Source organism: Nostoc sp. 'Peltigera membranacea cyanobiont' 213 (assembly GCF_002245975.1).
Classification (GTDB): Bacteria; Cyanobacteriota; Cyanobacteriia; order Cyanobacteriales; family Nostocaceae; genus Nostoc.
The window spans coordinates 1-19,429 of record NZ_NOLI01000146.1 but is presented as its reverse complement, the minus strand read 5'-3'; the positions used below and the strand labels follow the sequence as shown (position 1 = coordinate 19,429).

The following is a 19,429-nucleotide window of genomic DNA, read 5'->3' as shown; positions in this document are numbered from 1 at the left end:
CTGGGTATGGAAGTAATGCACGAGCGCAATGCTCACAACTTCCCTCTAGATTTGGCTGCTGGGGATCTTGCTCCTGTAGCTCTTACCGCTCCTGCTATCAACGGTTAATTCTGAAGCTTTAACTGTATTAGCTAAATAAAAAAGCGCTCTCCCAGTTTGGGAGGGCGCTTTTAATTTAAGTTAGCAACAGGTGAGGTATAGTAATCCGATTTGATTCCTGTTCGCGTAGCGTGGCGTAGCCATAATTATCTGCGTAGCTAGGGAACAGAAAATAAGGGTATAGATGTGTACTGAATCTTGTTCAAAAATCAAATAGGAATCTGAATATTTAGTGATATAGAGTTTAATAAAAACCAATATGTAATATTCTCGTTAATCCAAAACACTAGAAAATAGCGAAAAATTATACAAAAAGCAAAGACAAACTTTTGTAATAACTCTAGGTAGAATACATAAACCTTACCTTTTTCTTCAAAATTATGGGCAATATTTTTGGTCATTTATTTCGCATTAGTACTTTTGGCGAGTCTCACGGCGGCGGTGTGGGGGTTGTAATTGATGGTTGTCCTCCACAACTAGAAATTTCGGCAGAAGAAATTCAAGTAGAACTAGATAGAAGGCGGCCAGGACAAAGTAAAATTACAACTCCTCGCAAAGAAGCTGATACCTGTGAGATTTTATCAGGGGTATTTGAAGGCAAAACGCTGGGAACGCCCATAACAATTTTGGTACGTAATCAAGATACTCGTCCTCAAGATTACGACGAGATGGCACAGAAGTATCGACCTTCTCACGCCGATGCAACTTATGATGCAAAATATGGTATTCGCAATTGGCAAGGTGGGGGTAGGTCGTCAGCACGTGAGACAATCGGAAGAGTCGCAGCTGGTGCGATCGCTAAAAAAATTCTTCGTCAAATCGCCAATGTCGAAATTATTGCTTACGTTAAGCGCATCAAAGACTTGGAAGGTGTAGTCGATCCCAATACTGTCACCTTAGAACAAGTGGAAAGCAATATCGTTCGCTGTCCCGATGCTGAATGCGGCGATCGCATGATTGAATTAATTGAGCAAATAGGTAGACAAGGCGATTCTATCGGCGGTGTCGTAGAATGCGTGGCGCGAAATGTGCCGAAAGGTTTAGGCGAACCAGTATTTGATAAATTGGAAGCTGATATCGCTAAGGGTGTCATGTCTCTCCCTGCTAGCAAAGGCTTTGAAATTGGTTCCGGTTTTGCGGGAACGCTACTAACGGGAATTGAGCATAACGATGAATTTTATATCGATCCAAATGGTGAAATCCGCACAGTAACAAACCGTTCTGGTGGTATTCAAGGCGGAATTTCCAACGGGGAAAATATCATTTTGCGAGTTGCATTTAAGCCAACAGCAACAATTAGAAAAGAGCAGAAGACTGTAACTCGTGAGGGCGAAGAAACTCTATTAGCAGCAAAAGGACGACACGATCCTTGTGTATTACCGCGTGCAGTTCCAATGGTTGAGGCAATGGTGGCGTTGATATTATGTGACCATTTGTTACGGCATCATGGGCAGTGTAAGGTCTTGTAGAGATGACATCAATATCTGATCGCCAACGCCATTGATGCTTTGGAAGAATCTAACAAAGGGCTGAGTTTTCAACAAGTCGAAGACAATCCCAATCGCATCACAATTGTCACCACACTATCTGAAGATCGGCATCATGTCTTAATCCAAATTCAAGATAATGGTATGGGAATGTCGGAAAATGTCAAGCAAAAACTGTTTGGTTACTTATTCACCACCAAGGGAGTAGGGAAAGGTACAGGTTTAGGATTGTCGATTTCCCGCCAGATTATAGAAGAAAAACATGGTGGACAACTCACAGTGACATCTGAGTTAGGCAAAGGCACAGAATTAGCGATCGCAATTCCAATACTGAGTTAGTCATGAGTCATTTGTGATGATTGAAGGAGGCAGGAGGCAGGAGGGACAATTAAGAAGGGGATTCAGCACCGTACTTAATTGGGGCCACTGAACTTCGTTTCAGTGGGGGTCTTAAACCCTTACTCCCTGCGGTCGTAGCAGAGGGCAGAAAACAGTATTCCAACCTGTTGCTCCTGCCTCCTGCCCTCTGCCTTTCTTGATAATCAATGCCCAATTCCCAATTCCCAATGCCCAATTCCCAATTCCCAATTCCCAATTCCCAATTCCCAATTCCCTAATTCCAATCCTGTTCGTCTTTTTTACCACGACTTTTGTAAATACCCCCTAAATCGTGAATTTTGCGAGTCTTCTCAAAAAGCTCGGCCTCAGTCAAACCCCACTGTTGCAAGACTTTATCTAGGTCTTTTTGGATATCCCTCGCCCCTGGAAAGCCTTGATAACGCATTCGCAGTCGGGCTAATTCTGCTAAGTTATAGTCTGTCGCCTCTTGAGAGAGTAAGATATCAATAAGGGGACGATCGCGGTTATAAAGAGGGTGTTGTTGGTCTTTACCGGCCGTTGGTTGAGTCATCGTGAGTCCTGAATGTCGTTAGCGGTGCATTTAGCCCGTTCTGAGTCCTGAATTTTAAGTTTAGCCAAGAGCAGGGAGCAGAAAAGGCAAAAGCAAATCATCTTCTCCACTGAAAAACTAATTGTAAAATTGAGAACTCCTGTACACACGCGATTAATCGCGTCTCTACTTCTAACTCCTCTTAGACGGCTAGTACACCTGATGTCTTACGGCTCTCACCACTGCCACTTAACTTTAAATAAAGTTACATTAGTCCTTAAGAAAATACAAAAAACTTTAGATGAGGGTGAATTTTATCTCACCCAAAGTCCAAGCAGCGAGGGAGCAATAACCCATTATGTTTGAACACTTCACTTCCGAAGCCATTAGAGTAATTATGTTAGCTCAGGAGGAAGCACGTCGCCTGGGACATAACTTCGTAGGAACTGAGCAAATTCTCCTGGGTTTGATGGGAGAAGGAACTGGGGTTGCTGCTAAAGTGCTAGCCGAATTAGGCGTTACCCTCAAAGACGCACGTCGAGAGGTAGAAAAAATTATTGGTAGGGGTTCTGGCTTTGTACCACCAGAAATTCCTTTTACTCCTAAAGTAAAAAGCCTCTTCGAGCAATCTTTTAAAGAAGCTCATAGTCTGGGACAGAATTACATCAACACTGAACACTTACTCTTAGGATTAACTGAGGCTGGTGAAGGTGTCGCCGCCAAAGTTCTGCAAAATCTAGGGGTTGACTTTAAGACTGTCCGCAGTGCCATAGTTCGCCGTTTGGGTGAAAATACACCAGCTTTCGCTGGTAATGGTAATCAAAAGCGCACCCAACCGCTAACGATGGAAGAATATGGCAGAAATTTGACCAAATTAGCGCAAGAAGGCAGGCTTGACCCTGTAGTTGGTCGTGAGAAGGAAATTGAGCGGGCAATCCAAATTCTTGGTCGCCGCACAAAGAATAATCCCGTGTTGATTGGTGAACCAGGAGTTGGTAAAACTGCGATCGCAGAGGGTCTAGCTCAACGGATTATCAACCAGGATGTTCCCGAAACCTTACAGGACAAGCAAGTTATCAGCCTCGATATGGGGTCATTGGTAGCTGGAACCCGCTTCCGTGGCGATTTTGAAGAACGCATCAAAAAAGTTGTGGAAGAAGTCCGCACTGTCGGCAATATCATTCTGGTAATTGACGAAATTCACACCTTGGTTGGCGCTGGTGGTACAGAAGGTGGTTTGGATGCAGCTAACATCCTCAAACCTGCCTTAGCACGGGGTGAACTCCAGTGTATCGGCGCAACTACCCTTGATGAGTATCGGAAGCACATTGAGCGCGATGCCGCCCTAGAGCGTCGTTTCCAACCAATTATGGTCGGGGAACCCTCGGTAGAGGAAACCGTACAAATTCTTTACGGTTTGCGTGGCGCTTACGAACAGCACCACAAAGTCACAATTTTGGATTCGGCACTTGTAGCAGCCGCAGAATTATCAGACCGCTATATTAGCGATCGCTTCTTGCCCGACAAGGCAATAGACTTGATTGATGAAGCTGGTTCTCGCGTTCGTCTGCGGAACTCTCAAAGTTCTCCCAATAAAGAACTGAAGCGTGAACTCGCTGGCGTTACCAAAGAAAAGGAAGCAGCAGTCAGAGTTCAAGAGTTTGATAAAGCTACACAACTGCGCGACCAAGAATTAAAACTCGCAGAACAACTGCAAGCAACATTTGAACAAAACGATCAACCTGTCAACTCCACTGTAGTTGACGAGGAAGACATCGCCCAAATCGTTGCCTCTTGGACAGGCGTACCAGTCAACAAGCTGACTGAATCTGAGTCAGAATTGCTTCTGCATCTAGAAGACACTCTGCATCAACGGCTTATCGGTCAAGAGCAAGCAGTTTCGGCTGTATCTCGCGGTATCCGTCGCGCCCGTGTCGGCTTGAAAAATCCCAATCGTCCCATTGCTAGCTTTATCTTCTCCGGGCCTACCGGAGTCGGTAAAACAGAATTGGCGAAGGCATTAGCTTCTTACTTCTTCGGTGCGGAAGATTCAATGATTCGGCTAGATATGTCCGAATACATGGAAAGTCACACTGTCGCCAAGCTAATTGGTTCGCCTCCTGGTTATGTCGGATACGACGAAGGCGGACAACTGACAGAAGCCGTGCGGCGGAAACCTTACACAGTGCTGCTATTCGACGAAATCGAAAAAGCACACCCCGATGTATTCAATATGCTGCTGCAAATCTTGGATGACGGTCATCTTACCGATGCCAAAGGTCGGAAAGTGGACTTCAAGAACACGCTGATCATTTTGACATCTAACATCGGTTCTAAGGTAATTGAAAAAGGTGGTAGTGGTTTAGGCTTTGACTTCGACACTCAAGCCGACGCTAGTTATAACCGCATCCGCGCCTTGGTAAATGAAGAATTGAAAGCTTACTTCCGTCCTGAGTTCTTGAACCGTCTCGATGAAATTATCGTCTTCACCCAGCTTTCTAGGGATGAAGTGAAGCAAATCGCTGAGATTATGCTTAAAGAAGTTTCTAAGCGGTTAACAGAAAAGGGAATTATCTTAGAAGTTAGCGATCGCTTCAAAGAACTTGTAGTTCAAGAAGGCTATAATCCCAGCTACGGCGCTAGGCCATTACGTCGGGCAATTATGCGCCTTTTGGAAGATTCTCTCGCCGAAGCAATGCTGTCTGGTCAAATTGCAGATGGAGACACAGCGTTTATCGATGTTGATGATGACTCTCAAGTGAGAGTACAAAAATCAGAAAAACGAGAATTGCTCTTGGCAAATGTTAGTTAATTTTATACCTGAGCGCTTTTTGTTGTAATATTTGAGTAATATTCTAGTCTCTCATCTAAGTAGAGGTACTAGCAGGGGCATCTCCGACAAACATAAAGTGAAATGGTATTATTTCTTACCCCCAGTATTTCTACTGGGGGCTTTTTTTATGCAATTCTATTTTTAGTGGGCAATACCCACTTACCCACAAATGTTTATAATTTTAGGATATATAGCGTTTCCTAATCACATGAGGTACGTCATAGCCCCCTCCTTGCTTGCGGGGAGGGGGTAGGGGGTAGGGTTCTTGTACCTCATTTAACTGAGAACCGCTATAGCAGCAATATGATTGAAAATCAGGACTTTCAAATAGTTAAAGATAGTGTCAAAACTGATGATAAAGGACAATTAACTTTGGGCACTGTTGCCAAAGCAAAGAGCTACCGAGTCCCCATCAATCAGGTAGGAAAAATTTTGCTAGACCCAGTTGTAAACATTCCAGAAAGAGAACTTTGGATATGGCAAAATTCTATAGCTCGTAGCTCATTAGAAGTTGGTATAAAACAGGCAAGTTCTGGTGAACTTCACGACTTAGGGACTTCCAACAAATAAATTACCCAATCTTGTGGGGTGGGCAACATGAGCGCCCATATACAAAGGCGGGCAAGATGCCCACCCCACAAGAAGTAGTTGAGTATTTTTTTATTTGGAAGTCCCTTAAGTTCATTTGCCCAATATGCGGATCTAGAAATTGACGAATAGAGTGTAAAATAACTTATTTATATACTGATTCCTCTGGGAACAATTCTGATGGCACTTCACTTTCAACTACATTCTCAGAATCACCAGATTTAGAAAATCCATCTGCTGCATCTTTAATAAAACCAGCAACAGGTACAGCGATTAGCAAACCTAAGACTCCAGCGACATTGGTTCCTACAAGTAAAGCGATTAACACCCAGATTGGTCTAAGTCCAGTAAATCTGCCTAAAAGCCGTGGTGCGATCGCCTGATCGATTAACTGATCAATGACAACAGCTACTGCAAAAACCTTTACTGCTAGCCAAAAGTCATGTGTGGCTATTAAAAAAGTGATTACAACAAGACTGACGACATCACCAAAGGGTATTAAGCTCAAAAGCCCAACTCCCAAGCCAAAGAGTAAAGCAAACTGGACTTGAAAACCTAAAAACATTAATGTTATTGAAACTCCCATCAATAAAGCCAATGTTACCTGCCCAATCAAATAATTTTGGAAGTTTTGCTGAATAGACTGGCTTACCTGTTGAGTAAATTTCCCTGGTAACTTCTTAAATATTCCCTCCCAAATTCTTGGCCCATCTAACAAGAGATAAAAAGTCAGCACTACTATGATTAATGAATCAGAAACACTATCAATCGTGTCTATAATAATGCTTAAAAGTTTATCCGTAACGAACTCTAATTCATTAGGTAATTGATCGGTTACTTGTGCTAATAGCTGACTTAAATTCACATTTAATTTGTGCCTAAAGAACCAATCATTTAAAACTTGAAGTTTTTCTTCACTAGAATCAATCCATTGGGGAAAGACTTTAACCATTTCATTAAATTGCTCTAATACAATGGGTACTAAAGTGACACCCAGAGCAACGATAATTATCAATGCTGATATAAAAACTAATGATACTGCATAGCCACGTTTCACTCCTCGTTTTTGGAGAATGGCAACGGGATAGTTTAAAACGAATGCAAGCAAAGTAGCTAAAACAAGAATGGTGACAACAGGTTGAATATTTTTAATCAGCAAAAATGCTAGCCAACCATTGAGAAAGACTAGAGGAAATAGCAGCGTAAAAATTAACCATTTAAGTAGTTGATTGAGTGAAAAATTCATAATAAATTTAAAACTAAAATTCTTCTAGTTACTACATTTAACTGGGAAAATATACTCAACGGTAAAAAATCTTCCCAATTCCCAATTCCCAATTCCCAATTTCTAACTTTCAGCAAAAGCTAAAAATTGATCCTCATTTATTCGTCCTGCTTGATAGAGAGTATTAGTAATTTCCGAAATAGTTAAAACTGCATGGCTGCGATAACCATTTTGCTGTAACCTATCTTTCACACCTTGTTCATGATCGATAAGTACCACAATATCATTAACATTTAATCCTGCTGATTCTAACTTTCCTGCGCCTTCCATAACACTTTTACCACTGATGAGAATATCGTCAACTACCACAACTGTTTCACCAGGATGAAAGTGACCCTCAATAACTCTCCGCGTTCCGTGGGCCTTTACCTCTTTACGGGGGAAAATCATTGGACAATGAAGGCGCAAAGCTAAACCAGTCGCGGTAGGCAAAGAACCATAGGGAATACCTGCTAACCTATCAAAATTGAGATTCTTCAAAATATCCTCATAAGCTGTGAGAACTTGATTAAAAACTTGAGGATTAGAAATAATTTTGCGTAAGTCGATGTAATAAGGGAATATCGCTCCTGATGCTTGGACAAAGCTGCCAAACATAATACAGTCAATGTCATAAAGTTGTAAAATCAAATCCTGGTAGGGGTGCTGATTTAGGAAACAAACATCAGGAAACCACACAGAACATGTAGAATTTTCGTGAATAATTTCAGTTTTTAGTTGATTAATTTCAGCGCGTAGAGACTTGACTTCCTCAGATAATTGTGTATTTGCCAACATATCTTGAGGAACAGGAATTAGCAAACCATCACCGTTAGTATTCAAGCCCGCTTCTAAAATTTGCTTTAGGTTTAACCCCTCTGCCCAGATGCTACGTGCCATAATAATTCGTTCAGGTGCGATCGCTCGAATAAGTCCTAAAACTTCAGGATTTGTAGTTCCTACTTCCAAACCCAATTGTTCTGGAGTTCCCCAGGTTTTTGATTCTTTCACCACCTGTAAATAAAGGGGTGACTCGTTTGTAGGATATTGCTGTAGAGCTTCTGCACCTGGATTAGAAGTACAACATAAAATAAACACTGCTTTATCAGGATAGACCAAAAAAGGTGCGACATGATCTTGTCCTGTATAGGGACTAAGAGTGATTGCATCTAAATGCCATTCTGTAAACACAGTTTTGGCAAAAATGGTACTAGTATTTAAGTCACTGTGTTTGGCATCTAAAATAACTGGTATGTGCGCTGGAATAGCTGCTAAAGTTTTGTACAGCAATTCTAAACCGGGAATACCTAACGCTTCGTAGAAGCCAAGTGTCGGTTTATAAGCACAAACGTAATCAGAGGTTTCCGCAATAATGAATTGTAACCATTTCTCCAAACCAGCGATGAGTTCCTCAGATTCATAACGCACAGGCATCATCTCTGGATTTGGATCGAGTCCTACAAATAGTAAGCTTTGATTTTGCAATATATTACGATTCAATTTATCAAAAAAGTTCATGTTTTTTTAAAGAGTCATTAGTTATTTGTCATTTGTCATTTGTCATTTGTTCTCGCGTTTTCTTATCTCCATGACCAGAGTTTGTTTACTAAAACATTGATTCTGTTAATTCAGTACCACCAGCTTTTTGCCCTAATTGATAGTGAATCACTGCAAATAAGATAACCATTGGCACTGACGCAAAGTGAACAATTCGCAATGCTTGCCAATTGCCAAACAAATCCACAATCCAGGGAAATTGAGCAGGTTTATACATTCCTATTCCTGTAAATAATGCCAGCAGCAAAATAGGAATAATTGCTGTATAAGCAATCCGATGCCAAGCATAAATTAGGCGTTTGGAATTGTGACTTTTTTGTAATGCTTTGAGGTCATTTGCACCTACAAACCGATGTCGCCAGCGTCGGGTAAATAAAACATAAATTCCATACCATAAAAGATTTAGCGAGAAGAACCACATTGCGGCAAAATGCCAGTGTCTCCCCCCTGCAAGCCAACCTCCTAAAGTAAATATCGGAGGAATGTGCAAACCTGCACGTCCACCAAAAACAGGGTTGGCGTTGTAAATTTGTAGTCCACTGGTGAGCATGATAAATAGACTAATGATGTTACACCAGTGGAAAATTCTGGCTGCGATCGCTTGAGTTGGAGGCTTTCGAGTTTGAGAGGGGGTCAAAGTCATAGATTTTGACTGATAAAATTTGCTGTTTATCTGTCTTGGGTAAGTGGCCAAGCAAGTTTGCGGGTGGGTATTACTCACCTTTACTTTTTCATCCCATGATTCAGTATTTTGACATTGATGGTCTACATCTGCTGTTTTAACTGTCAGTTTAGGTAGGCTGAAGCGTTTTTCATGGGTTCAACCATTGCAGGAGTATACGCCGATCGCTAGTGCAATGCCTAACGGCGGGCTACGCCTACGCGGTGATTGTCGTAGAAAGTGTACTGATGGCTTGTGCTGTAATTTAGGCGTTCAGAAGACAAAACCAAATTTATCGACCTGCATTGTGAATGTGGCGATCGCCTGACTTCCAAAAATTAACGCCTCTTACCCAAGGCTAATTACTTAGAAGCTGGCGTGTTGTCTAATAGCGGCATAGTGTCTTGCTGTTGTGTTCATCTCAATGACCAATTCTGTACCTTGACCTAATTGAGAATTACACTTAAGTTTACCCTGATGTTTTTCAACTATAATTTCCCGACTAATTGATAGTCCCAATCCCTTACCTTTACCTACTGGTTTGGTGGTAAAAAATGGTTCAAATATCTGTCTTTGGATATGGGGAAGTATGCCTTTACCATTGTCAGAAATGTGAATGATAACTCTGTGTTTTTTTTCTACTCGTTTGTCATTTACCCAAAGTTCATTACTATTGACTAATGACAAATGATTTTTAACAACTTCTGTATGAATAAAAATTTTAGGAGTAAAGGAATAATCATGTTTCATCCTTTCTTCTAAAGCATCAATGGCATTAGTTAAGATGTTCATGAATACCTGATTTAAATCGCCAGGGTAACACTCGATTAATGGCAATTCGCCAAAGTCTTTAATTACTTCAATCCTAGCTCGATCGGGCTTTTCTTTCAGCCGATGCTGCAAAATTCTCAGAACACTATCAAGTCCTTCATGCAAGTCAACCTTTTTCATTTGACCTTCGTCAGAGGTTGAAAAATTCCGCAAGGCGAAAACAATTTCTTTGACGCGCTCAGATCCGGCTCGCATTGACCACAGCAATTTCAAAAAGTCTGTCTTTACGAAACCAAGGTCGAGGCGTTGCAGATGTAAGGCTATGACTGGTGTCGGTGTGGGATAGTAATGTTGATAAAGTTCAATGATTCTGATTAAATCTTCAGCATATTGACTGGCAGGATGGAGATTGCCGTAGATGAAACTAACGGGGTTGTTAATTTCGTTAGCCATATCCGCTACCAGTTGACCGAGGTTAGCCATTTTCTGGTTCTGCAATAACTGCCTTTGAGTATATTTGAGTTCTTCGAGGGTAGTTTCTAGCTGCTGTGATTTTTCTTTAACTTGGTCTTCGATAGATTGGCGTTGAGTAATTTCTTTTTGGAGTTGTTCAAATAGTTGGTATTGTTGAGTAGCGTAGGCGCAGCCCGTCGTAGACATCGCCTTATCGTGACTAATATCCTTGTGCGTCCCTGCCATCCGTAGTGGTTTACCGGATTCATCCCACTGAAATACTTTGCCACAAGCCAAAATCCATTTCCATTCGCCGGATTTAGTCAACATTCGCAATTCGACTTCAAACACAGGTGTGAATCCTTCCAGATAATCGTGCAACACCTGGTGAATTCTCGGTAAATCTTGTGGATGTACAAGTCGCTCAAAGGATTTATGCTCATGAGCAATTTCATCTACTCCATAGCCCAGGATGCCCTTCCACTGGGGATCGTAATAGGTTTTATTGGTTATGAGATTCCAATCCCACAACCCCAAGCCACTGGCTATTAATGCCATTTGCAAAGCGGCTTGTGAGCATTGACAAGGATCTAAATTTTCTGGAGATAAGTCTTTTGATTCTGGGAAACTCTCGGAATCTTGCACTAAAAATGGAGCTTCCGGTTCATGGGTAGCGGGTTTTTCGATATGCATAGCTGCTGGTACGGTGAGGAAGATATCCTGTAGCTCTCTCTCTACGCTGTCTTAGCACCCTGACGATAGAGTTATAGATAAATCGTCTAGTTGGTTGATTGGGCTGTAACTTCGGTCAGAGATATATCAGCCCAGATTGTCAATTTGGATGGAATTTAGAAAAAGGTAAACGGACTAATGTAACCTCTGTTGCGATCGCTGCGGCCATTTTTTCTAAAAAATAGCTACATTGTGTGCATCTACATTCTAAGATATGTCTAAAAAAAGTAGTTAGAATCACATAAAATCACCTCAAAAGCATTAAGTCATTAACGCTACAAATTATGTGAAATTAGAGCCAGTATTGGCGTGTAAATTACAAGATATGGGACTAATTCATTTAGAAGGCGATCGCAGTACTTCTGCGTGTGAATTATATCGGTTATATTTCCGACAATATCTGAAAAAAAGTGAGAGTTTAAATAGTAATCGTGTTGAACAGTTGTTTTAACATAAAATTAAACTGGTAGCACAACGCAAGATTTCATGGCCATAAAGTTTATTCTGAGCGACTATGTTGACCGAGCGATGTCTGGCGACAAGCCGCTTTGCGTCTACGCCCAGGCAATTTATGACAGAGGATGAATTACGCTCAATGCTGGAAGACTGGATTTTACTTGGGTTAAAGCTGGGACATTCTCTACCAGTAATACCTTAAAGATTTGCTGAGAAGCGATCGCTCTTGATGTAGTTTAATCAGTTTTAGGAGAGGGATCAGTCTTAGAAAACGAACGGTTGAATTCAGGCGATGCCTGCGGCGGGCTAGGCCTACGCAAATCTAACTTTTAACATGGTACGCTTTGCACAAAACTTGCCTATTCTGGATTTTAAGGGAGGCGATGCCTGCGGCGGGCTTCGCCTACGCGCAAATATGCCAAATTTCCACGCACAGTAACAGTATTAGGATGATTTGCACCTAACCGAGGCTCTAAAATATCTAATGCTTGCATATACAACGGTTCGGCTTCGCTGTATCTGCCTTGGCCCGCATTTCTCACAAGCGATGCGATCACTATTACCGAAACCTTTATCGGGCTTAGATTTTGAGCGTTTTAGACACTGCACGAATCACAGCAGTATGTGAACGGGGTATTTTATCTCAAGTCTAACTGGCATAAACGTTTTGGGCTGTCGTTTAAATCTTTGTGAGAAATCCGGGCTTGGGAGTCGTAGAGTAAGGCTAGGTTGTTGAGACTTTGTGCGACATCTGGATGTTCTTCACCCAGCAGCTTGCGCCAGAGTGCCAAAGCTTGGATCAAACTGTCTATTTCGGAAATATATCACACACATTTAGCAATTATCTTCATATCCCGCCTTACAATTTATTGCAAAGCTAATAGCCCAAGTCCACTCAAGTGGACTCAAACCTTTTCTCAGTCTTCTTTAGAAGACTTTAGCTATTAGCCATAGGTTTCTAATCTATGGCGGGTGATGCAACAGATGCAATATCTCAGACTTACGGACTTGAGTTTAATAAATTTTAGGTAAGCAATGTATCCGACGACCTACGCCTACGTCTTTACAACACCATTATTCGACCTTTTTACTCGGAGATTCGACCTTTTTACTCGGAGGTTCGACCTTTTTACTCGGAGGTTCGACCTTTTTACTCGGAGATTCGACCTTTTTACTCGGAGATTCGACCTTTTTACTCGGAGATTCGACCTTTTTACTCGGAAGTTCGACCTTTTAACTCGAAACTCCGAGATAAAAGCTTGAACGTTGAGGCTAAGAACCTGAATTTTACTACTTTGAGGTGAAGCAATGCCTGAGTTGAGCTACACCTACGCAAAAAATTGCTGGAACCACAGGAGATAGAGGCGGATGATTTGAAGGAATAAGCGGTAAAAGTGACATTTTGCACTGTAACAAACCCTTACTCCCAGCCCCACTCCTTACAATGGAAAAGGGTTTTATTCATTTTCCTTCTTGAGGGAATCTCAAACTCAACACACCAACTGATGCAATTTGATACCCAACTGCTACCACGCATTAATGCCACATCCAAGAGAGAAAATGGTAAACAATATTATGTAGATGCCAAGGGAAATCGCTTCCCTAGTGTGACTACAATACTTAATGCTACCAAATCACAAGCAGACAGAGACAGATTATTAAACTGGAAAGCGCGTGTTGGGACAGAAGAAGCTACCCGCATTACTACATCTGCTAGTCGTCGGGGAACCCAAACACACAAACAAATTGAGCGCTACCTCCTTGGACAAAACCCTGTTTGTCCCGAAGCGAGTCGCCCTTATTGGGAGAGTATCAAGCCAGTTTTACAAGAAATCGACACAGTTAGACTCGTAGAAGGCTCAGTTTTCCATCATGATTTGAGCTATTCTGGCAAAGTTGATTGTATTGCCAGCTATCAAGGTATTCCCTGTATTTGCGAGTGGAAAACAGCAGACAAACCCAAAGGCTCAATTGAGCATTTATATGAACATCCACTGCAACTTACGGCATACATAGGAGCAGCCAATGAGTATTATCGAGATTATGGCATTCAGCTAAAGCACGCTCTTTTGGTAGTAGCGATTCCAGAAATGCCAGCAGAGGTATTTTGGTTTGAATCAGCACTTATCAAAGATTACTGGGAGCAGTGGGAAAAAAGAGTTGCTGAATATCGGGAACGCAAAAGTATTTGGGGGTAGTCAATGGCATTGCAGAGAAGTTTTTAGCAGATATGAAAATTTCCCGATTTAGAGTTAGAGGCAATTATTAGTAATTAAAGTAAAGGAGTCAGCAATCGAGACACTCTCACCGCTAACTTGAACCAAAAAGGTTTTTTATCGTACTCATCAAGATCGACAGCAACACAAACAGCTAAATCATCCTCTAACATCTTTTTCACACTTTGGATAAACCCAAGTTCGGTAATAAAACCCATAACTTCAAAGTTGAGAGAAAAAGAGCGATTATCTAAGTTAACAGTTCCTACCCCTGCTATCTTCTCATCAATGACTATAATTTTCTGGTGCATAAACCCATTTTTGTAACGATACAACTTGATACCGATTTTTTCCATTTCGGTGTAGTAAGAGAAGGAACATAAATAAACAAATAAATGATCGGGTCGATTTGGTAAGAGAATTCGCACATCTACACCTCGCATTGCTGCCAGTTTTAAGGCTGACAATGTTGCCTCATCCGGCACAAAGTATGGACTAGCAATCCAGAGGTGAGTTTGAGCTTGATTAATTAATTCAACGAAAAAAAGCTTACAAGCTGGTAGCGAATCTGCGGGGCCTGTAGGAAGGATGAATGCAGTTTGATTAATTTCCTGATTAATTTTTACCTGCCAATTAACTTCGAGAAGTTTTCGAGTCGCCCAATACCAATCTCGCACAAAGGAGTTTTGTAGGGATTGTACAGTTGGGCCTTCGAGCATGATATGGGTGTCGCGCCAAGGACTCAAGCGAGGATTTTTTCCTAAATATTCGTCACCAATATTCAGTCCACCTACAAATGCTATTTCTCCATCCACCACCAGAATTTTCCGATGATTGCGAAAATTAAATTGGAACCGATTACCCTGACCTTTGGTGGTGTTAAATGCACTCACCGCAATTCCATGCTTTTGTAGAGACTGGATATAAGGGCGAGATAGTTTCTTTGAACCAATTTCATCGTAGAGAAAGTAAATGTTTATTCCTTGCTTGGCTTTAGCAATTAATGCTTCTTTAAACTCATTACCTGCTTGGTCATCGTTAACAGTATAGAATTGGAACAAAATATAATTTTTCGCCGATGCAATCTTTTTCAGCATCGCTTCATAAGTTTGCTGACCATCAATCAGTAATTCGGCAGCATTGCCTGATGTGAAAGAAATTTCTGTAAAAGCTTCGGCTAATGGTTGCAATTCGGCTAAATTATCTGGTGGCGCGACCTGAAATTTAATAACTTCACTATAAGTCCCATGAACAAGCTTGTAGTGTTGTGCATAGACTGAGCGCAGCGTTTCAGCATATCCATGAAATTTAGTTCTTCCTAAAATCCAATACAACGGAATCGCTAGCCAGGGGAAGGTAATTAGAGAAATGCTCCAAGCAATTGCCCCTTGGGAAGAACGCACATTCATCACTGCATGGGCTGCATGTGCAACTCCCACGACATGAGCAACAACTGTAGCTGTGCTAAAAATAGCTAGAACACCACTATCTACAAGCATATTAATTTTTTGGAGTATTGATATAAGTAAATTCTGCCAGCAAAGGCTTATGATCGGATGAACAAATTTTGTCTAACACCTTAGCACTGGCTTTCTTCACACTGAGATTTCGATAAAAGATGCGATCTAAAGGGGGTGATAACAGAAAGCGTTTAATTTTCTCCTTCTCATGAGGTGCGAAAATTACTGGCGTTAATCCCAATTGAGTTGTTACTTGAGTGAGGAGAACTGCTCTTTTTTGACTCCAGGTATTGAAATCTCCTGAAAATATTAGCGGCCCCCGATGTGTAGATAATGCTAGCTCTAATTCATTTAGTTGTATTTTAAATTTATTTAAATCTACAAAATTAATCAGATGACTATTGATTGTCAAAAGAGTTGTACTTTGATCGGATAGCAGATACTCAGTAACTAAAGAGATTTTCGGAGTCCTAACAATCGGCTCATAATGTTTAGTAGTAATAACTTTTTTTGTAAGTGGACTGATTGTAGTTGCTGTGAGAATTCCTGAATAGGTTTGATGATGAATATCTACAAAGTTAGGAGCAAAACTCCAATTCATGTTCAGCCATGTTTCTAATTTATCTGCTTCTACTTTTAGAGAAAACTCTTGTAAAAATATGAGGTTGGGTTGGTAGGTTTCAATTATTGTAGAAAAATCTCTCAACCAAGTTTTATTATAGTTTTGTTTAGCAATATTCCAACTGAGAACTTTAATTGATTTACTATTAATTTCTGTTTGAAGGGAATTATTGTTATCAATCGTGAGTTCTTCTAAACGAAGAAATCTATAATATGGAACAAATTTAGTAACGAGAGTGTTTACGTGTTTTTGAATATTAGGCATCACTAATATTAAACTATATTTTTTTCTAGCTTAAGGCGATTGGATAGTCGTTACAGAGTTATGTTACAAAAACTTGGAAAGCTTGGATAGATAGATAGATAAGCTGTGCCCCTTACTACTGAATTGGAACCCCTATAAGTAGAACAGGGTAAATAATTAAAGGTTTGTAGTGAGAACTTTAGTTCTCAAATCAGGACTAAAGTCCTTACTACGAACTGATTTTCGCTAAAGTTACATTACTTTACATAGTTTGTTTTTTTCAAGTCGTTCTACTTATCCTTAATCAATCCATTACAGCTAACACAGCTTTCGGCAATAACTTATCTTTAAACCAAACAATTCTGCCGGGGACATCATTTAATTTTACTCCCGCCTTTTCTAAATTAAGTCGTTCAGAAATTGCCAAAATTAAGTCATCTCGTCCAGCCCGCCGCACCTGAGAAAACTTCTTTTGTAAATATTCTGGCCGCCAATAACCAACAATTTCTAATAAGAAGGTGCGTCCATCAGAATGCACCAAACGAAAATCGGGAATCATCACGCTACCAGGAATTGGGATTAAATCAACTTCTCGCTCTAACGCCCAACCACTTTTTAAAGCATCCCACTTATCAGCAAAGGATGCTTCTAGCATACTATCGTAGGGCTTGCCTGGTGGATAGTGGGATACTAAACCACATTCGGAATTGAGGGTGAAACGTCCAGTTTTCCAAGTATTTGTATAAGCGTCGCGGGTTTGGAGAATGGACGAAAGACTCCATTTAGTAACGTGAAGTAAAGCGGGAATAAGTTTAGCGATCGCTAACCCATATCGCGTACTAGAATTAAACAAACTCGTCGGGCCGTCTATCGTAATTGTAAACCCGTGGTCAGCATCGCCCTCAATATAAGCCATCAATTGAAACAACTTTAAATAGCGAAATAACAGCTTATATTCACCCGGAACATTCCGATGAGCATTTAACACCAGTTTACTGGCCTTATAAAACACACCCTGCACCTGAGATAAGTTATATCTATTTAACAAATCTGGTGCTATTGGTGCATCAAAAACAGTCAAAATTTTATTCTCTGATAAATCAGCATAGAGTCCATTGCGAACCTGTTCTAGGAAAACTTCCCGCTCAAGTTCTTGAGTTAACTCATCAGCAATTCTACTTAGCGTAACTTGTGTTGATTCTCGACTAGAAACAGACTTTGCAGCCAACGAAAACACCCGTTCTCTTAACATCTGTGGTTCCAAAGGACTAACCACCTCAAAAGTGCAAAAACTACTTTTGAGAATATAAGCTAATCCCCGCTTCACCCGATAATCTGTCGAATCTCCTTCAAAATCAGTCAATTGTCGCTCAAGCACACCTTGAGTCTTCCCCACTGCTGATTGAAAATAATTAATTAACTCAATCGCCAACTCCGAAGTTACCCGATCGATCTTCAGTCTCTTCGGGATGATCTCCTCCCCGTTTTGGCGATGCATCAGTAAATCTGTCGGTAACATCTGAATTTTGGATTTTAGATTTTGAACTTCCAGTTGAATAATTAATTTCTAACTGTTCCGCAGCCTTCAAACTCCTTTCCTTCCCACTCCCATACACAACCTCCAACTTCCCTTTCCTTTCTTTTTCTCCCCCTACTTCCCCTATCTTCCTCTCCCCTCTTCTCCTAGCCGAAGTCCCCTCCTCACTCGTATCCTCCGCCACCACCTCATACAAAATCGCTTGCTTATTCTCAATATTCCCCTTCCGTAAAATCCTCCCCAATCGCTGAGTATACTCCCTAGCCGAACCCGTCCCCGATAAAATAATTGCAACAGTTGCCGCCGGTACATCAACCCCTTCATTCAACACATGAGAAGCAACCAAAGTATTATATTTTCCCTCTCGAAACTTTGTTAATATCTCATGCCGTTCCTTCACAGGAGTTTGATGAGTAATTGCTGGAATTAGCAAGTCTTGAGAAATCCGGTAAACTGTCGCATTATCAGCAGTAAAAATCAAAATTCTTGCTGGATAATGTTCTGCCAATAAATTAATCAAAATTCGCAACTTCCCATCAGTCCCCAGAGCAATATCTTTCGCTTCCCGATGCGCTAACATAGCCCTACGTCCAAATTGCGATCTAGCACTCATTTGCACGAACATTTGCCAACCTTGCAGACTCCCCAAAGAAATCTTAGATTGCTTTAAAAAATCATTGCGCGTTTGAATTAACTGGTTGTATCTTTCCCGCTCAAGTTGCGATAACTTTACCTTAATTTGGACAATTTCATGTTCTGCTAACGCCTTCCCCGCCAAATCTTCGGCGCGTTTGCGATACACTTCTTCACCAATGAGGATATTTAAGTCAGCGTGTTTACCATCAGTGCGTTCTGGTGTAGCAGAGAGTCCTAGACGATAAGGTGCGATCGCATATTCAGCAATTACCCGATTAAAATCTGTTGGTAAATGGTGACATTCGTCAAAAACAATCAACGCATATTGATTTCCCAAGGTTTCAGCGTGAATTGCTGCACTGTCGTAAGTTGCAACTAAGATAGCCGTTCTATCCCGCGAACCACCTCCCAGCAACCCCACCTCAGCATCGGGGAAAGCCGCCACCAAATGTGCGTACCACTGATGCATTAAATCCAAAGTTGGCACTACAATTAGCGTCGTGCGCGGCGTTGACTGCATCGCCATTTGCGCCAAATAAGTCTTTCCCGCCGCCGTGGGAAGCACAACTACTCCCTGCCTACCCGCCAGTTTCCAAGCTGCTAGTGCCTCAGTCTGGTGGGGATAGGGTTCCATTTCCAAAGTGGGAACCAACTCCACAGGATAAAATTGCTTTGCCTCATCGATAAAATTCACATCTTCCGCTTGTAGTGCTTCCACTAGCGATCGGTATCTAATTGCTGGAATGCGGAATTTTTCAACTCTATCATCCCACGTAGCATAATCCATCCAACCTTTACCGCGTGGTGGTGGATGCAAAATTAATGTGCCACGATCAAAATTTAGTGTAGGGGTACGAGCCATTTATGGGGATTGGGGATTGGGGATTGGGGATTGGGGATTAGGGATTGGGGATTGGGAACCCCT

The 19,429-nt window shown here is 41.3% G+C and carries 17 protein-coding genes and 3 pseudogenes; 9 read left to right on the top strand and 11 right to left on the bottom strand.

The window, feature by feature from the left end:
* From CDG77_RS28045 to CDG77_RS28030, 3 genes and pseudogenes are all read left to right on the top strand, one after another.
* Nucleotides 1–108: pseudogene (locus CDG77_RS28045) on the top strand (photosystem II protein D1); the annotation flags it as partial.
* Nucleotides 109–479: 371 nt separating this feature from the next.
* Nucleotides 480–1,568, top strand: coding sequence for a chorismate synthase (gene aroC / locus CDG77_RS28035; RefSeq protein ID WP_094332549.1), 1,089 nt, complete (start codon nt 480–482; stop codon nt 1,566–1,568).
* 15 nt (nt 1,569–1,583) lie between these two features.
* The gene (locus CDG77_RS28030) at nt 1,584–1,925 is read left to right on the top strand and encodes a sensor histidine kinase (protein WP_094332548.1); all 342 of its coding nucleotides are present in this window, start codon (nt 1,584–1,586) and stop codon (nt 1,923–1,925) included.
* 274 nt (nt 1,926–2,199) lie between these two features.
* On the opposite strand, the gene CDG77_RS28020 is transcribed toward CDG77_RS28030, so the two are convergent.
* A complete protein-coding gene (locus CDG77_RS28020; protein WP_094332546.1) occupies nt 2,200–2,496 on the bottom strand; it encodes a DUF3288 family protein in 297 nt (98 codons plus the stop codon).
* A gap of 337 nt (nt 2,497–2,833) precedes the next feature.
* Here CDG77_RS28020 and CDG77_RS28015 point away from each other — a divergent pair, with 337 nt between their 5' ends.
* Nucleotides 2,834–5,287: an ATP-dependent Clp protease ATP-binding subunit gene (locus CDG77_RS28015; RefSeq protein WP_094332545.1), complete on the top strand. Its 2,454-nt coding sequence runs from the start codon at nt 2,834–2,836 to the stop codon at nt 5,285–5,287.
* A 324-nt stretch (nt 5,288–5,611) separates the two neighbouring features.
* Nucleotides 5,612–5,878: a hypothetical protein gene (locus CDG77_RS28010; protein WP_094332544.1), complete on the top strand. Its 267-nt coding sequence runs from the start codon at nt 5,612–5,614 to the stop codon at nt 5,876–5,878.
* A gap of 163 nt (nt 5,879–6,041) precedes the next feature.
* Here the strand turns inward: CDG77_RS28010 and CDG77_RS28005 are convergent, their stop codons facing one another.
* The 3 genes from CDG77_RS28005 to CDG77_RS27995 form a co-directional block, all read right to left on the bottom strand.
* Nucleotides 6,042–7,142 (bottom strand): AI-2E family transporter, encoded by a 1,101-nt coding sequence (locus CDG77_RS28005; RefSeq protein ID WP_094332543.1) that lies wholly within the window; start codon nt 7,140–7,142, stop codon nt 6,042–6,044.
* A 102-nt stretch (nt 7,143–7,244) separates the two neighbouring features.
* Nucleotides 7,245–8,678, bottom strand: a complete 1,434-nt coding sequence (locus CDG77_RS28000) for a bifunctional orotidine-5'-phosphate decarboxylase/orotate phosphoribosyltransferase (RefSeq protein WP_094332542.1) — start codon at nt 8,676–8,678, stop codon at nt 7,245–7,247.
* An 88-nt stretch (nt 8,679–8,766) separates the two neighbouring features.
* Complete coding sequence (locus CDG77_RS27995; RefSeq protein ID WP_094332541.1) at nt 8,767–9,360, bottom strand: cytochrome b/b6 domain-containing protein; 594 nt, start codon at nt 9,358–9,360, stop codon at nt 8,767–8,769.
* A gap of 184 nt (nt 9,361–9,544) precedes the next feature.
* Here CDG77_RS27995 and CDG77_RS36880 point away from each other — a divergent pair, with 184 nt between their 5' ends.
* Complete coding sequence (locus CDG77_RS36880; RefSeq protein ID WP_181154454.1) at nt 9,545–9,706, top strand: hypothetical protein; 162 nt, start codon at nt 9,545–9,547, stop codon at nt 9,704–9,706.
* A 38-nt stretch (nt 9,707–9,744) separates the two neighbouring features.
* Here the strand turns inward: CDG77_RS36880 and CDG77_RS27990 are convergent, their stop codons facing one another.
* Nucleotides 9,745–11,295: a sensor histidine kinase gene (locus CDG77_RS27990; protein ID WP_094332540.1), complete on the bottom strand. Its 1,551-nt coding sequence runs from the start codon at nt 11,293–11,295 to the stop codon at nt 9,745–9,747.
* Between the two features lie 307 nt (nt 11,296–11,602).
* Between CDG77_RS27990 and CDG77_RS27985 the strand changes: the two genes are divergently transcribed.
* Nucleotides 11,603–11,785: an AAA-like domain-containing protein gene (locus tag CDG77_RS27985; RefSeq protein WP_223270017.1), complete on the top strand. Its 183-nt coding sequence runs from the start codon at nt 11,603–11,605 to the stop codon at nt 11,783–11,785.
* A 120-nt stretch (nt 11,786–11,905) separates the two neighbouring features.
* On the top strand, nt 11,906–11,992 hold the full coding sequence (locus CDG77_RS39210; protein WP_442946444.1) for a hypothetical protein: 87 nt from the start codon (nt 11,906–11,908) through the stop codon (nt 11,990–11,992).
* Nucleotides 11,993–12,161: 169 nt separating this feature from the next.
* On the opposite strand, the pseudogene CDG77_RS37995 reads toward CDG77_RS39210, so the two are convergent.
* Nucleotides 12,162–12,317, bottom strand: a pseudogene (locus CDG77_RS37995) (tetratricopeptide repeat protein); the annotation flags it as partial.
* Between the two features lie 171 nt (nt 12,318–12,488).
* Nucleotides 12,489–12,590, bottom strand: a pseudogene (locus tag CDG77_RS39205) (tetratricopeptide repeat protein); the annotation flags it as partial.
* A 705-nt stretch (nt 12,591–13,295) separates the two neighbouring features.
* Here CDG77_RS39205 and CDG77_RS27975 point away from each other — a divergent pair.
* A complete protein-coding gene (locus CDG77_RS27975; protein WP_094332539.1) occupies nt 13,296–13,988 on the top strand; it encodes a PD-(D/E)XK nuclease family protein in 693 nt (230 codons plus the stop codon).
* 74 nt (nt 13,989–14,062) lie between these two features.
* Here the strand turns inward: CDG77_RS27975 and cls are convergent, their stop codons facing one another.
* From cls to CDG77_RS27955, 4 genes are all read right to left on the bottom strand, one after another.
* Nucleotides 14,063–15,505 carry a cardiolipin synthase gene (gene cls / locus CDG77_RS27970; protein WP_094332538.1) on the bottom strand — a complete coding sequence of 481 codons (1,443 nt, stop codon included), beginning with the start codon at nt 15,503–15,505 and terminating at the stop codon, nt 14,063–14,065.
* Nucleotide 15,506: 1 nt separating this feature from the next.
* Nucleotides 15,507–16,352, bottom strand: coding sequence for an endonuclease/exonuclease/phosphatase family protein (locus tag CDG77_RS27965; RefSeq protein ID WP_094332537.1), 846 nt, complete (start codon nt 16,350–16,352; stop codon nt 15,507–15,509).
* A 283-nt stretch (nt 16,353–16,635) separates the two neighbouring features.
* Nucleotides 16,636–17,850, bottom strand: coding sequence for a DUF790 family protein (locus CDG77_RS27960; RefSeq protein WP_094332536.1), 1,215 nt, complete (start codon nt 17,848–17,850; stop codon nt 16,636–16,638).
* Nucleotides 17,753–19,366 (bottom strand): DEAD/DEAH box helicase, encoded by a 1,614-nt coding sequence (locus tag CDG77_RS27955; protein ID WP_094332535.1) that lies wholly within the window; start codon nt 19,364–19,366, stop codon nt 17,753–17,755. The genes CDG77_RS27960 and CDG77_RS27955 overlap by 98 nt, the downstream gene beginning before the upstream one ends.
* Nucleotides 19,367–19,429: the final 63 nt, after the last annotated feature.

What these genes read in the sequence shown, in the direction of transcription:
- CDG77_RS39210 (WP_442946444.1), top strand. Translation starts at nt 11,906, where the DNA reads ATGACAGAGGATGAATTACGCTCAATGCTGGAAGACTGGATTTTACTT.
- aroC (WP_094332549.1), top strand. Translation starts at nt 480, where the DNA reads ATGGGCAATATTTTTGGTCATTTATTTCGCATTAGTACTTTTGGCGAG.
- CDG77_RS28005 (WP_094332543.1), bottom strand. Translation starts at nt 7,142, where the DNA reads ATGAATTTTTCACTCAATCAACTACTTAAATGGTTAATTTTTACGCTG.
- CDG77_RS27955 (WP_094332535.1), bottom strand. Translation starts at nt 19,366, where the DNA reads ATGGCTCGTACCCCTACACTAAATTTTGATCGTGGCACATTAATTTTG.
- CDG77_RS27960 (WP_094332536.1), bottom strand. Translation starts at nt 17,850, where the DNA reads ATGTTACCGACAGATTTACTGATGCATCGCCAAAACGGGGAGGAGATC.
- CDG77_RS28015 (WP_094332545.1), top strand. Translation starts at nt 2,834, where the DNA reads ATGTTTGAACACTTCACTTCCGAAGCCATTAGAGTAATTATGTTAGCT.
- cls (WP_094332538.1), bottom strand. Translation starts at nt 15,505, where the DNA reads ATGCTTGTAGATAGTGGTGTTCTAGCTATTTTTAGCACAGCTACAGTT.
- CDG77_RS27975 (WP_094332539.1), top strand. Translation starts at nt 13,296, where the DNA reads ATGCAATTTGATACCCAACTGCTACCACGCATTAATGCCACATCCAAG.
- CDG77_RS27990 (WP_094332540.1), bottom strand. Translation starts at nt 11,295, where the DNA reads ATGCATATCGAAAAACCCGCTACCCATGAACCGGAAGCTCCATTTTTA.
- CDG77_RS27995 (WP_094332541.1), bottom strand. Translation starts at nt 9,360, where the DNA reads ATGACTTTGACCCCCTCTCAAACTCGAAAGCCTCCAACTCAAGCGATC.
- CDG77_RS28020 (WP_094332546.1), bottom strand. Translation starts at nt 2,496, where the DNA reads ATGACTCAACCAACGGCCGGTAAAGACCAACAACACCCTCTTTATAAC.
- CDG77_RS27965 (WP_094332537.1), bottom strand. Translation starts at nt 16,352, where the DNA reads ATGCCTAATATTCAAAAACACGTAAACACTCTCGTTACTAAATTTGTT.
- CDG77_RS28010 (WP_094332544.1), top strand. Translation starts at nt 5,612, where the DNA reads ATGATTGAAAATCAGGACTTTCAAATAGTTAAAGATAGTGTCAAAACT.
- CDG77_RS28000 (WP_094332542.1), bottom strand. Translation starts at nt 8,678, where the DNA reads ATGAACTTTTTTGATAAATTGAATCGTAATATATTGCAAAATCAAAGC.